Source organism: Mesosutterella porci (assembly GCF_022134585.1).
Lineage (GTDB): Bacteria > Pseudomonadota > Gammaproteobacteria > Burkholderiales > Burkholderiaceae_F > Mesosutterella > Mesosutterella porci.
In genome coordinates this window covers 118174-133477 of sequence record NZ_JAKNCT010000002.1, presented here as the reverse complement: position 1 = coordinate 133477, position 15304 = coordinate 118174, and the positions used below count along the sequence as shown (strand labels likewise).

Here is a 15304-nt window from a genome sequence, read left to right as displayed (position 1 = left end):
ATACAAGGGTCTGATGGAAAAAGATGATTACCTTTCAGGAAGTGATCCTGCGTCTGCAGGACTATTGGAATAAGCAAGGCTGCGCGCTTCTGCAGCCAATCGACACTGAAGTGGGCGCGGGTACCTCCCATACGGCCACGTTCCTGCGCGCGCTGGGGCCGGAGCCCTGGCGGGCCGCCTACGTGCAGCCCTCCCGCCGTCCAAAGGACGCACGCTACGGCGAAAATCCCAACCGGCTCTACCAGCACCATCAGTTCCAGGTGGTCCTCAAGCCCGCTCCGATGAACATCGTTGACCTGTATCTGGGCAGCCTGCGGGCGCTGGGCATCGACACCACGATCCACGACATCCGCTTCGTGGAGGACAACTGGGAGAACCCGACGCTCGGTGCCTGGGGTCTCGGATGGGAAATTTGGATGGACGGCATGGAAGTCACCCAGTTCACCTACTTCCAGCAGGTGGGCGGCCTGGCCTGCAAGCCCATCACCGGAGAAATCACCTACGGTCTGGAAAGGCTCTGCATGTACCTGCAGAACTGCGACAACGTCTTTGATCTGGTCTACACGCGCTGGGGCGAGGAGCAGAACCGGCGCACGCTCACTTACGGAGACGTATTCCACCAGAACGAAGTGGAGCAGTCGAAGTTCACTTTCGAGTATTCGGACGCCTCCAAGCTGCTCAAGCTCTTCGATTACTTCGAGTCCGAGGCCAAGCGCCTGATGGACCTGCAGCTTGCGCTGCCCGCCTACGAGCACGTGCTCAAGGCCGGCCACACCTTCAATCTGCTCGACGCCCGCGGAGCAATCTCCGTGACCGAGCGCGCACACTATATTTCCCGCATCCGCAGCATTTCCCGTTCCGTGGCGCAGTCCTACTACGACTCCCGCGAACGGCTGGGTTTCCCCATGCTGAAGAAGAACTCACAGAAGGAGGAAGCTTGAAATGACTAGCTTACTGGTAGAACTGCAGACCGAAGAGCTTCCCCCGAAGGCTCTGAAAAAACTCTCTGAGGCCTTCGGCCGCGGCATTGAAAAGAGCCTGCGCGGGCAGGGGCTGCTCAGCGCAGGATCCCGTTCCGAAATCTATGCGACCCCGAGGCGGCTCGCCGTGCACATCACTGACGTGCTCGCCCGCTCCGAGGACAAGCCTTTCAGCAAAAAGCTGATGCCGAAGGCGATCGGCTTCTCCGTAGACGGAAAGCCCTCCGCCCCGCTCCTGAAGAAGATGGAAGCCCTCGGCTTTGGCAAGGATCTGTCCTCGCTGCGCACGAAACAGGAAAACGGCAAAGAGTTCCTCTACGTTGAAGGGAAGCTGCCTGGCGTCGAGCTCGCCGCCGGCCTGGAAAAGGCCATCAGCGAGTCCTGCCGCAACCTGCCGATCCCGAGAGTCATGAGCTACCAGCTCCCCGACGGAGTGACAACGGTTGAATTCGTGCGGCCGGTGCGCTATCTCACGGCCCTGTACGGCGAGCAGATCGTGCCGATTTCCCTTTTCGGGCTGGAAAGCGGCCGTACGACCCGCGGCCACCGCTTCATGGCTCCTCCGGAGATGGAGATCACCTCGGCCGACAGCTACGCCTCGCAGATGCGAGAGGCCTTTGTGATGGTGTCCTACGAAGAACGCCGGGCGAAGCTCGTCGAGCTGCTGCACGCCAAAGCGAAGGAGCTCGGCGGCACCCCCATCATGCCCGAAGGACTGATCGATGAGGTGACGGCGCTTACTGAGTGGCCCGTGGTGTATTCCTCCTCCTTCGAGAAAGAATTCCTCAGCGTGCCCGAGGAGTGCCTGATTCTCACCATGCAGCTCAACCAGAAGTACTTCCCGATGCGCGACGCTTCCGGCCGCCTCATGAACCAGTTCCTGCTGGTCTCGCAGCTTGTCGCCCGCGACGGCGGCAAGGAAATCAGCAGCGGCAACGCCCGCGTGGTGCGCGCCCGCCTGGCCGATGCGAAGTTCTTCTATGAAACCGACCAGAAGGAGACGCTCGCGAGTCGGGTCCCCGGGCTTTCCAACGTGGTCTACCACGCCCAGCTCGGCAGCCAGCTTGAACGCATGGAGCGCGTCCGCGCCATCGCGAGCATCATTGCCATGTTCCTGCACGCCGACGCCGAGAAAGCCGCCCGCGCGGCTTACCTCGCCAAGGCCGACCTCCGCACGCAGATGGTCGGGGAGTTCCCCGAGCTGCAGGGCGTCATGGGGCAGTACTACGCGCTGCACGACGGTGAGCCCGCGGAGGTCGCACTCGCGATCCGCGAACACTACCTTCCGCGCTTTGCCGGCGACAGACTCCCGTCGACCCCGATCTCAATTGCCGTGGCTATGGCCGACAAGCTCGACACTCTGGGAGGCATGTTCGGCATCGGGCAGGCTCCCACCGGAGAGAAGGATCCCTATGCGCTGCGCCGCCACGCGATCAGCGTGCTGCGCATGCTGATCGAAAAACAGATCCCCGCAAAGCTCACCAAGATCCTGGAGCTCACCTACGAGGTCGAACGCCACGTCAAGGGAGTCGGCGATTTCCGCTCCGAGCTCGCGTCCTTCTTCTACGACCGCCTGCGCGTCATGTTCAAGGACGCCGGCTACACGGCGCAGGAGCTTGAGGCCGTGCTCGCACCGCGGCCCGACCTGATCATGGACATTCCCGCACGGCTCAAGGCGGTCCGCTCCTTTGAGGCTCTGCCGGAGGCCGAAGCGCTGGCTGGGGCCAACAAGCGCATCGGCAACATCCTGAAGAAGGCTCAGGGCACCGCCGCCTCCGGGGTACGCCCGGAGTTGTTGGCCGATGAGGCCGAAAAGAAGCTCTTCGAGGCCATCGAGGAGGTCAGGCCCAAAGCCGAGGCTGACTTCGCCTCCGGAGCCTATGAAGCAATGCTCTCGAGGCTTGCTGCCCTCAAGGCCCCGGTCGACGAGTTCTTCGAGAAGGTGATGGTCAACGCCGAAGACCCGCAGCTGCGCTCCAACAGGCTCGCCCTGCTGCAGAAGCTGCACGGGCTGATGAACCAGGTGGCCGAGCTTTCGAGCCTCGCGAAGTAAGAGCCCGGGCAGAAAGGAGGAGAGGTCATGTCGCTCGCCGGCGGACTGCTGTTTTATTTTGTCCTGGGACTCACAGTGATCCCTCTGTCCCTTCTGCTTCTGCTTTCGATCCCCTTTACCAGCCGCGCGGATCGCTATGACATGATCCGCGCCTGGGGCCGACTGATGCTGGCAGTCCTGCGCCGGACCTGCGGCATCAGCACCCGGGTGCTGGGAATGGAGAACTGCCCGACGTCCTCCGCCGTGGTGCTGAGCAAGCACCAGTCGGCCTGGGAATGCTTCTGGCTGGGCTGCGAACTGCCGTTCCGGTGCGCGTACGTATACAAGGAGTCCCTCAACCGGATCCCCTTCTTCGGCTGGGCGTTGTGGTCCGTCGGACTGCTGGGCATCGACCGCAGCAACGGCCGGGGAGCGTTCCAAACCTTCGCGACCAAGGGCGTGAGCTTCCTGCGCCAGGGCTGGGGCGTCGTCATTTTCCCCGAGGGCACGCGCGTTGCGCCCGGCTCTCACGTCAAATACAAGAGCGGCGGAGCGAGACTCGCCGTCATGGCCGGCGTCCCGGTTGTCCCCGTCGCTCTTAATTCCGGCCTCGTGTGGCCGAAGAATTCAATCGCCAAGCGCCCCGGAGTAGTCACCGTCTCCATCGGCAGGCCCATTGAAACCCGCGGCCGCTCGGCCAGGGAAGTCAACGAAGAAGCCGAAGCCTGGATAGAGGCGGAAAGCACGAGGCTGCTGAGCGCCGGCAGGAACTGAGGAACATGGGCAGGCCTTCTTCGGGCGACGCCGTGCAGGAGTGCCTGTACCTGCCCGGTTCCGGCGCCGCAGCCGAGGCGATCGCCTACAGGCTGATCCGCCGCCGGCGCCGCAGCGTCGGCTTCAGGCTGGACGAACGCGGGCTTGTCGTTACGGCTCCGGCCTGGGTGCCGCGGCGGCAGATCGAGGCCATGCTCGAGCAGAAGGCGGACTGGATCTCCAGAAAACTCCAGGAAGTGCGCGGCTGGCGGGCCGCCAACGGCCTGCGGCAGCCCTATTTTCAGGACGGGGGAATGCTGCCTTTCCGCGGCAGGCTACTGCGCCTTGCTCTCCGGCCTGACGCCGCGTTCGCACGGATGGAGCCGCCCCAGGGGCCGGGCGGCCCCTGCGTACTCGAACTTCCTCTTGCCGCCGGCAGCTCCGAAGAGCGGATCCGGACCTGTGCGCTCAAGTGGATCAAATCCGAAGCGGGGCGGGTGATCAGCGAAAGGTTCGCCTTCATGCAGGGCTTCGCCCCGCGCCGCGCGAGAGCGCTCAAGTTTTCCTCAGCCCAGACACTCTGGGGAACCTGCAGGAGCGACGGCACGATCAGGCTCAACTGGAAACTCATCTACCTGAGCAACGACCTGATCGACTACGTGGCGGCCCATGAGCTCGCCCACCTGGTCGAGATGAACCACAGCCGGGCCTTCTGGGAGCAGGTGAAGGCGATCAAGCCCAACTACGAGCAGTCCCGCCGCAAGCTGGCCCGCGTGAGGCTGCGCCAGCTCCCGTCCTAGGCCCTGGCCCGTCCGAGAGCAGCGGCGAGCGCCTCAAACTGACCAACTGACAAAGTCTCGGCCCGGGCCCCTGGGTCGATTCCCGCAAGTTCGATCTGCTCGACCGACAGCAGCTTCGAGAGCGCGTTGCGAAGAGTCTTCCGCCTCATGCCGAACGCCGCCGCCACAACCTCGGCGTACAACTCGTCGTCCACCCCGGGTTTTCTCGCGAGCGGCACCATGCGCACGACAGAGGACGTCACCTTGGGGGACGGGGTGAAAGCCCCCGGCGGCACGTCGAAAAGCTTCTCCATCCTGTAGCTGCGCTGCAGCATGGCGGAGAGCCTTCCGTAGGTCCTGCTTCCCGGCGGGCACACCATCCGCTCGACGACCTCTCTCTGGAGCATGAAATGCTGGTCCTCGACCCGGTCCGCGACGGCCGCGAGGGCAAAAAGAATCGGACTTGAGATGTTGTAGGGAAGGTTGCCGAAAATCCTCAGCTTGCGACCCGGGAAAATCGACCTCCAGTCCAGCGCAAGTGCGTCAGCCTCAATCAGCGTGAGTTCCGCCTCGGTGAAGAGACCGCGCAGCCACGCAGCCAGATCCCGGTCTATCTCGACGGCGGTCTCGTGCCCGGCCCGCCCGATCACCTCTTTCGTGAGAGCAGCCTGACCCGGACCGATCTCCACCAGAGCCTCCCCCGGGCGGGGATCGATGCTGTCGATGATCCGGCCGATCCAGTGCCGGTCGTTCAGGAAGTTCTGGCCGAAACGCTTTCTGGCGTGATGGCCCTCGAGTTTAAGCGGCATAAAAAAACGCCTTTTGGAAAAACCGGCTTCAGGCTGCTCAGCGGCCCTGAAGGCTAGTCGTCATAGTGGCGGATTTCGACATAGGCTTTGTCACGCAGCTCGCGCCGCCAGTTGTTCACCGCCTCGCCAAGCTTCTTTTCGCGAAGGGCCTGCATGGCCGCGAGCCGTTCACGCCTGGGGTCGGACTGAGCCTGCTTGCGCTCCTCGACCTGGATCAGGTGATAGCCAAAGCGGGACTTCACCGGCTGGGAGATCTCGCCGATCTTCAGCTTGTTCATGACCGATTCGAACTCCGGAACCGTGTCGCCGGCCTGCAACCATCCCAGATCGCCTCCGCGGGTGGAGGTGCCGTCGACGGAATGCAGCCTCGCCATCGTCTGGAAATCCGCCTGTCCGGAGACGATCTTGCTGCGGATGTCATTGAGCCGGGACAGGACCGTCGCCTCAGGGGTGAGCTGCGAGACCTGCATGAGGATGTGGCGGGCATGCGTCATCTGCACCGTATGAGCCGCCGCGCGGGCCGCCATGCCGTTTCGGACATCGCTGATCTTCACAATGTGGAAGCCCGAGCTGTTGCGGCTCATCGCTACGGCGCCTTTGGCGGGGTTGGACTTCACGGCATCCCAGAGCACCGTGGGCATGGCCTGGCTCGTGCGCCACCCGAGCTCGCCGCCCTGCATGCTGTCGCTCGCCCGGGAGTAGGAGGCCGCCAGAGAAGCGAAGTCCTCTCCCGCCCTGGCCCGCTTCAGGACCGACTCAGCTTCGGCCTGAGCCTTGGCCGCGTCCGTGCCCGCCTCCAGCGGGATCAGGATGTGGCTCACCTTATACTCTGTGGCCGCCCCCTCGCCTCCTGCAAAGCCGTTCTGCTCGGCGAGGTAAGCGTCGATTTCAGACTCCGGAATATGGATCTGCGAGTCCACTTCGCGCTCCCTGAGCCGCTGGCCGATGATGTCGCGCCGGATCTGCTCGCGGAAGGCCTGGAACGGAACGCCGTCAGCTGCAAGCTCGCTACGCATCTTCTCGACCGTCACCTTGTTGTTGGCTGCGATCTGTTCGATGGCGGCGCTCACCATCTGGTCGTCGACACGGATGCCCGTTTCATGGGCCCGCTGCAGGATGGCCTTGTCGATGATGAGCTGGTCGAGCACCTGGCTGCGCAGGCTCTGCATGGGCGGCAGCTTGATGTTCTGGCGCCGCAGGTTGAGCGCGGCCATATGAATGCGCTGCTGGAGCTCGTACTCGGTGATCACGTCATCGTTGACCACGGCCGCTATTTCATCAAGAGGACGGCCCTCGGCCTGCCTCGCGGGCTGCGCGGCGGCAGGCTGCTGCGCAGCGCCCGCCGCGGGGGCCGGATCCGCCGCCCCGGCGGCAAAAGGAGCCGCAAGCGCCGCGGTCAGAAGAAGGTGAGCGAAGATCTTTTTAGTCATAGTATTCATAGCGCCCTGTTGCACTGGGAACGGGGCTTGCGTTTTGATAACCGGGAATGCCGCTGCGAAGCTCTGAGACAGGGCTGGTGCCAATCGAACCCAGGCCATTCAGCTCGAGCTGGATGAAGAAAGTGTTGTCGTATTTGTCCGTGGAGGTCACGTAGCGCTGCAGGACGGTCCGGAGCGTCCAGCAGTCCCCGTGGTACTCGACGCCGCCCAGGGCCTCGATGATGTGGCTGCCGCGGAAAGAGTAGTTCCAGCGCCCCACTGCGTAAAAGTTGCCGGTGAGCGGCCACTGCACGCCGAAATCGACCTGCTTGATGTTGTTGTAGTAGTCACCGGGAGCGTAGTTGTACCGGTAGTAAAGGCTCAGGGTGGAGGATGGGCGGGGATTCCAGCGGAACCCCGCATAGGCCCTCGAGATGCGCTTGTCAGACGACGAGTACTGGATGGTGCCATCGGCGGTCAGGCTTTTCGTGAAGCGGACCCCCACGCTGCCCAGCAGGTCGCTGTGGGAGTCCGTGCGGACGCCCCCGCGGGCCCCGGTGTAGAAATCCTGCAGCGCAACGCGCTGGTCGGAGAAGTAAAAGCGCTGTCCGATCGTTCCGCGGAACCACTCGATGCCCGAAGCGGAGTCCAGGTAGCGCGACGTAAGGGCCGCGGTGAGCTGATTCGCCTCGCTGATGCGGTCATACCCCGAAAAGACGCTTTCCTGGAAAAGCTGCGCGATGTTCAGATCCGACACCGTCGTGTCGAACACGGGCATCCTGCTCTGGTCGCGGTAGGGAATGTAGGAGTAGAACAGCCTCGGTTCCAGGGTCTGCTCGGCGTTGTGCCCGAGCCAGGAGGTCTCGCGATCGAAAATCAGCCCAGAGTCGATCGAGAATATCGGCAGGGTGCGGCTCGGACTGCTGTCCAGAGGCGTCGTGCCCATGACCGGATGGCTGTCCCTCATGTTGTACCAGGTGCCGATCCACCGGGCCTTGGGCTCCAGGAACCACCAGGAGCCGCGCAACGGGTAGCTCACGGCCTGGTCGATGACAAAACGGTCGCCGTCGGGGCGCTGCTTGCTCGGGTGGGTGAAGCGGGTTGCCTCGATCTTCCCCGTGTACTCTATGCCGTAGAGGTCGCCCTTGTAAGTGTTGAAGGTGAACTGCGGGACACGCGAGTACGGTTCCCAGTAGCCCTTGTTTTCGAGCGTCTGGTTCTTGGTGACGCGGGCGTTGAAATTCCAGAAGTCCTGCCCGTATCCCATCCAGGCGTCCTGGTTGAGCACCTTTTCGGACGATTCGCGGATAGTGCCCGAGAAGTCGTCGATGAAATTGTCGTCGGAAACGCGGTTGTAGTTCACGCCCGCGTAGAAGCCGCCGCGGCTGTAGCGGTGTTCGAAATGCAGCCCGTAGCGGCTCTCATCGCGGTCCCGGTCGCGGGGCATCCAGTTGTAATTGATCTTTCCGGAGTAATTGGGCTGCAGGTAGCGGAACTCGTTTTCCAGCATCAGGCCGCGCTTGGTCATGATGTCGGGAACGAGCGTGTAGTCATAGTTGGGGGCGATGTTCCAGTAGTAGGGGACGCTGATCTGCAGGCCCTTGCTGGTGCTCATCGTCATGCTGGGGGTGAGGAACCCAGACTTGCGCTCCTGCCCGATGGGAAAGTCAAACCAAGGGAAGCCGAAGACGGGGACGCCGCCCAGATAGAGCGACGCCCAACGGCCCAGGGCAGAGGAGTCGCCCTGGTCGAGGTCCAGCTGATCAAGCGACACCCACCAGGACTTGCTGCCCTTGGGACACGACGTGATCAGCGCGTCGGCCATTGAGATATGGCTGCCGTCGATGAACTCCACCTGCTTCGCGCAGCCCCGCAGCCCCCGGGCCTCGAAGGTATAGTCCGCGTCGGGCATGCTGCCGGACTGCGCGTCAATCCTGTAGTTCGCCTCCTGGCCGGTAAAAGTGGCGCCGTTCTTGGACAGCAGCACGCCGCCCCTTGCCACCACCTCGTCGGTCTCCTGCGTGTAGGTGAGGCGGTCGCCCTTGAGCGTGGCGCCTCCGCGGCGGATCTCCGCGTTGCCGATCAGGTGGAGCACGTCCTGAGGACTGCCGGTGACGTCGTTGGCACGTGCATAGGTCGAAGGGTTTTCCACGACGCCCGCCGGGGACTCATCGAGCTCCGAGGCGGAGTGCAGCTGCAGCGCGGCGAAAGCCGGCTGGGCCATGCACGCCGCGGCCACTGCTGCGGCCAGGCCGCCTCCCCGCGGGAATCTGATTTTGGCTGATTGATTCAAGCTGCTAGCGCCCATTTGCCGGTAAACCCGGATCGTTGTAAGCAAACAAGTGGATTATACGGGCTGAAGGCGGGCCTCACACGGAACCCCGTCGATTCGGGCGAGCCGGGAGTTCCACTGTCAGCCCCAAATTCGTAGAATTTCAGAATCACGAAAGCAAGAAGGCGCAAAGGAGCCATGCCAGAAGATATAAAAACCGCAGATGAACGTCTCGGACTGCTGAAAGAGTGGCTCTCGGGCCACGCGCAACGCTACGGCCTCAGGCTGGAGACCATCGCCCCGGCCTCCTCGGATGCCGGCTTCCGGCGCTATTTCCGCATCGCCTCCGGGACGCAGCCGCAGTCCTACATCGTGATGGATGCACCGCCCGAAAAAGAACCGATCGCCCCCTTCATCCGCATGGACGCCGTCTGCGTAAGGGCAGGGCTGAACGTACCGCACATCTACGAGGCCGATCCCCGGCAGGGATTCATGCTGCTCTCCGACCTTGGGCGGGAAACCTACCTGGACCGCCTTCTCAAGGACCGGAGCTGTGCTCCGGGCCTCTTTGACGCGGCCACCACAGCCCTGACCGCGCTGCAGGCCGTGAGCGAACCGGGCATCGTCCCGGAATACTCGGAGGAAAAGCTCCGCAGCGAGCTCTCGCTTTTCCCCGAGTGGTACGTGCGGCGGCACCGCGGCAGCGACTTTGACGAAACCGAGGAAAAAATCTGGCAGGGAGTCTGCGACAGACTGGTCTCGAGCATGCTCTCGGAGGGCCGCGTCATCGTCCACCGCGACTTTATGCCGCGCAACCTGATGGTTTCCGACCCCATGCCCGGCGTCCTTGACTTCCAGGATGCGCTCTATGGACCCGTCTCCTACGACATCGCGAGCCTTATGCGCGACGCCTTCATCTCGTGGGACGAATCCTTTACTCTCGACGTCTCCATCCGCTACTGGGAGAAGGCGAGACGGGCCGGCCTGCCCGTGCCTCGCGATTTCGGACAGTTCTGGCAGCAGATCGAATGGTCGGGCCTGCAGCGCCACCTCAAGGTTCTGGGCATCTTCGCACGGCTGAATTACAGGGACCGCAAGCCCCGCTACCTCAAGGACACGCCCCGGTTCGTGGCCTACGTTCGGCATGTGGCCGGGCGCTACGGGCAACTGCGCCCCCTGCTCACTATCTTCGACCGGCTCGAAGGTCCCTCGGGGAGCGAACAGTGGACCTACTGAACCTGCCCGTACGGGCCCTGATCCTGGGGGCGGGCCGGGGGAAGCGGATGCGCCCGCTTTCAGACCGCACCCCAAAGCCCTTGCTCCGGTACTGCGGCAAGCGCCTGATAGACTGGCAGATAGAGGCCATGGCCAGGGGCGGCGTGAGGCATTTCGTCGTGAACACCGCCCACCTGGCAGATCAATTTCCGGCCGCGCTGGGAAACGGGTCGGACCGCGGCCTGATGATCGAGTACTCCCGGGAGGGCGACACGGAGGCCGACGCGCTCGAAACCCTGGGCGGCATCGCGCGGGCGCTGCCGCTTCTCTCGCCTGACGGCCAAACCCCCTTTATCGTCGCCGCGGGCGACATCGTCACGGACTTCGACTATGGAGCCCTCGCAGCCCGCGCCGGCAAGCTCGCTCGGGGGGAAGCTGACGCGCACCTGGTGCTCGTGGAGAACCCGAGCTTCCACCCGCAGGGCGACATGGCGCTCACAGACGGGCTGGTGCGGCGCGCCCCACGGCAGTACACCTTCGCCAGCATCGGGCTTTACTCGCCCAGAATCTTTAGGGACGTCGAGATCCGCCCCTGCAAGCTCTTTCCCTGGCTCTACCGTTTCTGCGACCAGGGGCGGGTCACAGGCGAAGTATTCCGAGGGCTGTGGAAAAACATCGGAACCCCGCAGCAGCTGGAGGACTGATAGCCTTATGTGGATTGGATCGGCGGAAGTCGGCTCGCAGGTTTTCACCGCCCCCATGGCCGGCTTCTCGGACCTGCCTTTCCGGCAGACCGTACTGTCGCTTGGGAACTGCTGTCCGGAAGGCGAAATGGTCTCGGCCAACCCCGGGCTGCTGGGCTCCGAGGAATCCCAGCTCCGCGTATCCTTCGGCGAAGGCGCCGGCCTGAGGATCGTGCAGCTGCTGGGCGCGAACCCGGCGTGGATGGCCCGGGCCGCCCGCTTCGTCGAGGGACTCGGGGCGCAGGTCATCGACATCAACATGGGCTGTCCCGCGAAAAAGGTCTGCCGTACCGAGTGCGGGGCTGCTCTGATGAAAAACGAGGAGCTGGCGCTGCAGGTCATACGGGCGGTCCGAGAGGTGGTCCGCGTTCCGGTGACGCTCAAGCTTCGCACCGGCTGGGATGAGGACCATAAAAACGCGCTCGACATCGCGCAACGCGCCGAACAGCTCGGCGTGAGCCTGATCACAGTCCACGGACGGACCCGGATGCAGGGCTATGCGGGCCGGGCGGAGTACGACACCGTGAAGCGGATCAAGCGCAGCCTGAGCATCCCCGTCATCGCCAACGGCGACATCGACTCCGTTGACAAAGCCCTTCGGGTCATGGACTACACCGCGGCGGACGGGGTCATGGTGGGGAGGGGCTGCCTGGGAGACCCCTGGCTGCCCGCCCGGATGTCGGCCGTGTTCTGGGGAAGCGCCGACCCGGGGCAGCCCTCGCCAGGGGAGCGGCTGCGGGTGATCCTCGGCCATATGGACCGGCACCTGCGCTTTTACGGGGAGAGGCTCGGCCTGCGCACGTTCCGCAAGCACCTGCTGTGGTACCTCCGGCGCACTGAGGGCGCGGCGCCGCTCGCGCCGCCGCTGCTCGCGCTTTCCGACCCCGGGACCGTGAAGGAAAAGCTGACTGAATTCTTTGAGAAAGCCGAGATGTGATTTATGATGGGGATACGTTTTCATCATCCGCCCGCCCGCAGTCGAAAAGCGGCCACGGGCCGCAACTGGGGGCCTGATCCGCGTGTCTGACCAAAACACAACGCCTCTCCGCACGGCTTTGACCGAGATGCTGGACGAGTACTTTGACAGCTTCGAGGGCGTGCATCCCACACGGGTGCACGAAATGGTGTTGTCGGCGGTGGAGCTACCCCTTCTCGAATACATTATGCGGCGCTGCCACGGCAACCAGTGCGCCGCAGCAGAAATTCTGGGTATTAATCGAAATACCCTGCGCAAGCGCCTGAAGCATTACGGGCTGCTCCAGCAGGGCCTTTTTAAAGGAAATCCGACATGAAAAAGCAAGCTCTGATCAGCGTTTCCGACAAAACCGGAATCGTTGAGTTTTCAAAGGAACTCGTCTCCCTGGGGTTCCATCTGCTTTCCACGGGGGGCACTGCCAGGCTGCTGGAGAAAGAGGGGGTTGAGGTCGAGGAGGTCGCCGACTACACAGGATTCCCCGAAATGCTCGACGGCCGCGTGAAGACCCTTCACCCGAAGATCCATGCCGGAATCCTCGCCCGCAGGGACTGCCCGGAGCACATGAAGGCGCTGCAGGAGCACGGCATCGACCCGATCGACCTGGTCGTCGTGAATCTCTATCCGTTCGAGCAGACCATCGCCCGCCCGGACTGCACGTTCGCCCAGGCCATTGAGAACATCGACATCGGCGGCCCCACCATGATCCGTGCGGCGGCGAAGAACCACGCTTCCGTCGCCGTCGTGGTCGATCCCGCCGACTACAGCCGCATCATCGAGGAAATCAGGAACAAGGGCGAAGTCACCGCTAAAACCCGTCTCGCCCTGGCAAAGAAAGTGTTCGCTCACACCGCCCGCTATGACGGCGCGATCACCAACTACCTCACCTCGCTCGGCGAGGACAACAAGCCCGCCACCCGCTTCCCGCAGGTCCTCAACCGTCAGTGGGTGAAAGTCCAGGACATGCGCTACGGCGAGAATCCCCACCAGCAGGCCGCCTTCTACCGTGAGCAGCAGGTAGCCCCCGGGCTGCTGGCCGGCTACACCCAGCTGCACGGCAAGGAGTTGTCCTACAACAACATCGCCGACACCGATACGGCCTGGGATATGGCCCGCTCGTTCGACATGCCCGCCTGCGTGATCATCAAACACGCCAACCCCTGCGGCGCGGCCGTCGGCCTGAACGCGGCCGAAGCCTATAAGAAAGCCTTCCGCACCGACTCAAAGTCGGCTTTCGGCGGCATTATCGCCTTCAACCGCGAAGTGGACCTGGAGACCGCAACGCTCGTGAGCAAGCAGTTCGCGGAGGTCGTCATAGCGCCGTCCTTCTCCGAGGAGGCCAAAGGCCTGCTCGAGCAGAAAAAGAACCTCAGGCTGCTGCTGGTGGCCGGAGGACACGCCCAGAATGACTTCGACATGAAGCGGGTGGGAGGCGGCCTTCTGGTGCAGACTCCCGACACTCAAATCTGCCCGGAATCCGCTCTGAAGGTTGTCACGAAGAAGAAACCGACCTCGGAGCAGATTGCCGACATGATGTTCGCCTGGCGCGTCTGCCGCTGGGTCAAGTCCAACGCCATCGTCTACGCTCACGCCGGCATGACGCTCGGAGTGGGCGCCGGCCAGATGAGCCGAGTCGACTCCGCCCGCATCGCCGAGCAGAAGGCCGAAGAGTCCGGCCTGTCGCTCGCGGGCAGCGCCGCCGCCTCGGACGCCTTCTTCCCCTTCAGAGACGGCCTGGACGTCATCTGCGACGCCGGGGCGACCTGCGTCATCCAGCCGGGCGGCTCCATCCGCGACGACGAGGTGATCGCGGCTGCCGACGAGCGCGGCATCGCTATGGTCTTTACCGGAGAGCGGCACTTCCGCCACTGATAGAAAAGCAGCGTAAAGTCTTCCGTTTGTAACAAACGGAAACTATGCTTAGCCTCTGTTACAGAGGGCTTTCACGCTGACGTAGTACCATGGGGGCGCTTGGCAGCAAGCACCCCCTAAAATTTCATAGCTGGATCATGAAATTGATAAAAAAATCGACTGTTCGCCTGACCCGCAGGGCCTTTGCGGCCGGCACCGCGGCAGCCCTCGCACTCGCCTGCCTGCCCGCTCATGCGCAGCTTGACATAGAAATCACCGGCGTCGGCTCCAACCTGTTTCCCCTGGCCGTTCCCGGCTTTTCGGGGCAGAGCGCCTGCGGCACGGACATTGGCTCGGTCATTTCCTCCGACCTGCAGAGAAGCGGCAAGTTCCGCATTGCCGGCCCGAAGACCGAGGCTCCCTACAGTCAAGTTCTCAACCCCACGGCGGACGCCTTCAAGTCCTACGGCGTGAACGCCGCGGCGCTCGGCTCCGTCGTTCGCAAAAGCAGCGGCTGGGAGCTCAGCTACAAGCTGTTCGATGTGATAAACGGCACGGTGCTCGACAGCGCGTCTTTCTCCGGCGCAAACGCGCGCCTTTCCGCCCATAAGATCGCGGACCGCATCTACCAGAAGCTCACGGGCATGCCGGGCTGCTTCGCATCCCGCATAGCCTACGTGCAGCGCAGGGGGAGCCTCTACGAGCTGATTATCGCTGACAGCGACGGAGAAAATCCGCGCGTCGCACTGCGCAGCCGCGAGCCCATCATCTCCCCGGTGTGGTCTCCCAACGGATCGCGGGTCGCCTACGTTTCCTTTGAATCCAGAAAGCCTGTGGTCTTCATCCACGAGCTCAGCACCGGAAAGCGCCGTGCAGTGGCCCAGTTCCCCGGAAATAATTCCGCACCGGCCTTCAGCCCCGACGGCTCGACGCTCGCCGTCGCACTGTCCAGGGACGGCGGAACGCAGATCTACCTGATGAGCGTAAACGGCGGTGCGGCCCGCCGCTTCACCACGGGATCCGGCATCAGCACCGAGCCGGTGTTCAGCCCGGACGGAGCATGGATCTACTTTACGTCGGACCGGGGCGGAAAACCGCAGATCTACAGAAAAAGAGTGTCGGGGGGAAGCGCGAGCCGCGTCACCTTCGGCGTGAGCTACGCCGTAAGCCCCGCCCTTTCGCCCGATGGCAAGAAACTGGCCTATATTGCCAGAACCGGCCGCGGCTTCCAGGTCAACGTCCTCGAGCTCGCGACCGGATCCAATTTTGTGGTGTCCCGCACCGGCGGCGATGAGTCCCCCAGCTTTTCTCCCAACGGGGAGCTGATCCTCTACGCCTCGGGCGGGCGCGGCAGTGGAGTGCTCTACGCCTCCAGCGCCGATGGAAAAATTTCTACCCGGCTTTCAAGCAGGGGTGGCAGCATCCGCGAACCTGCTTGGGGACCGTTAGTCAGATGATTGATAGGTTTGGAGATTTTTA

Annotated in this window: 13 protein-coding genes; 10 read left to right on the top strand and 3 right to left on the bottom strand. The window is 63.3% G+C overall.

Annotation, left to right across the window (positions count from 1 at the left end; translation table 11 throughout):
* Positions 1–23 precede the first annotated feature (23 nt).
* The 4 genes from glyQ to MAF45_RS02210 are packed head-to-tail and all read left to right on the top strand — an operon-like array spanning position 24 to position 4565.
* Positions 24–941, top strand: a complete 918-nt coding sequence (glyQ, locus tag MAF45_RS02225; RefSeq protein ID WP_237977928.1) for a glycine--tRNA ligase subunit alpha — start codon at positions 24–26, stop codon at positions 939–941.
* A gap of 1 nt (position 942) precedes the next feature.
* Positions 943–3033 (top strand): glycine--tRNA ligase subunit beta, encoded by a 2091-nt coding sequence (gene glyS, locus MAF45_RS02220; protein ID WP_237977927.1) that lies wholly within the window; start codon positions 943–945, stop codon positions 3031–3033.
* 27 nt (positions 3034–3060) lie between these two features.
* Entirely contained in the window at positions 3061–3786 is a 726-nt protein-coding gene (locus MAF45_RS02215; protein ID WP_237977926.1) for a lysophospholipid acyltransferase family protein, read from the top strand.
* Positions 3787–3791: 5 nt separating this feature from the next.
* Positions 3792–4565, top strand: a complete 774-nt coding sequence (locus MAF45_RS02210) for a M48 family metallopeptidase (protein WP_237977925.1) — start codon at positions 3792–3794, stop codon at positions 4563–4565.
* Here the strand turns inward: MAF45_RS02210 and rsmA are convergent.
* Genes rsmA through MAF45_RS02195 form a run of 3 tightly spaced genes read right to left on the bottom strand, consistent with a single transcriptional unit; the run spans position 4562 to position 8995 of the window.
* Entirely contained in the window at positions 4562–5353 is a 792-nt protein-coding gene (gene rsmA, locus MAF45_RS02205; RefSeq protein WP_237977924.1) for a 16S rRNA (adenine(1518)-N(6)/adenine(1519)-N(6))-dimethyltransferase RsmA, read from the bottom strand. The genes MAF45_RS02210 and rsmA overlap by 4 nt on opposite strands.
* Before the next feature lie 53 nt (positions 5354–5406).
* Positions 5407–6783 carry a peptidylprolyl isomerase gene (locus tag MAF45_RS02200; RefSeq protein WP_237977923.1) on the bottom strand — a complete coding sequence of 459 codons (1377 nt, stop codon included), beginning with the start codon at positions 6781–6783 and terminating at the stop codon, positions 5407–5409.
* Positions 6776–8995, bottom strand: a complete 2220-nt coding sequence (locus tag MAF45_RS02195; protein ID WP_237977922.1) for an LPS-assembly protein LptD — start codon at positions 8993–8995, stop codon at positions 6776–6778. The genes MAF45_RS02200 and MAF45_RS02195 overlap by 8 nt, the downstream gene beginning before the upstream one ends.
* A 246-nt stretch (positions 8996–9241) precedes the next feature.
* Here MAF45_RS02195 and MAF45_RS02190 point away from each other — a divergent pair, with 246 nt between their 5' ends.
* The 6 genes from MAF45_RS02190 (at position 9242) to tolB (ending at position 15282) form a co-directional block, all read left to right on the top strand.
* Positions 9242–10279: an aminoglycoside phosphotransferase family protein gene (locus MAF45_RS02190; RefSeq protein ID WP_237977921.1), complete on the top strand. Its 1038-nt coding sequence runs from the start codon at positions 9242–9244 to the stop codon at positions 10277–10279.
* Positions 10267–10962, top strand: coding sequence for a nucleotidyltransferase family protein (locus MAF45_RS02185; RefSeq protein WP_326520665.1), 696 nt, complete (start codon positions 10267–10269; stop codon positions 10960–10962). The genes MAF45_RS02190 and MAF45_RS02185 overlap by 13 nt, the downstream gene beginning before the upstream one ends.
* A 7-nt stretch (positions 10963–10969) precedes the next feature.
* Positions 10970–11938 (top strand): tRNA dihydrouridine synthase DusB, encoded by a 969-nt coding sequence (gene dusB / locus MAF45_RS02180; protein ID WP_237977920.1) that lies wholly within the window; start codon positions 10970–10972, stop codon positions 11936–11938.
* A 127-nt stretch (positions 11939–12065) separates the two neighbouring features.
* Positions 12066–12293 (top strand): helix-turn-helix domain-containing protein, encoded by a 228-nt coding sequence (locus MAF45_RS02175; RefSeq protein WP_237977919.1) that lies wholly within the window; start codon positions 12066–12068, stop codon positions 12291–12293.
* Entirely contained in the window at positions 12290–13846 is a 1557-nt protein-coding gene (gene purH, locus MAF45_RS02170) for a bifunctional phosphoribosylaminoimidazolecarboxamide formyltransferase/IMP cyclohydrolase (protein ID WP_237977918.1), read from the top strand. Before MAF45_RS02175 ends, purH begins: the two co-directional genes overlap by 4 nt.
* Before the next feature lie 137 nt (positions 13847–13983).
* Positions 13984–15282 carry a Tol-Pal system beta propeller repeat protein TolB gene (gene tolB / locus MAF45_RS02165; protein WP_237977917.1) on the top strand — a complete coding sequence of 433 codons (1299 nt, stop codon included), beginning with the start codon at positions 13984–13986 and terminating at the stop codon, positions 15280–15282.
* The last annotated feature ends 22 nt before the right edge of the window (positions 15283–15304 follow it).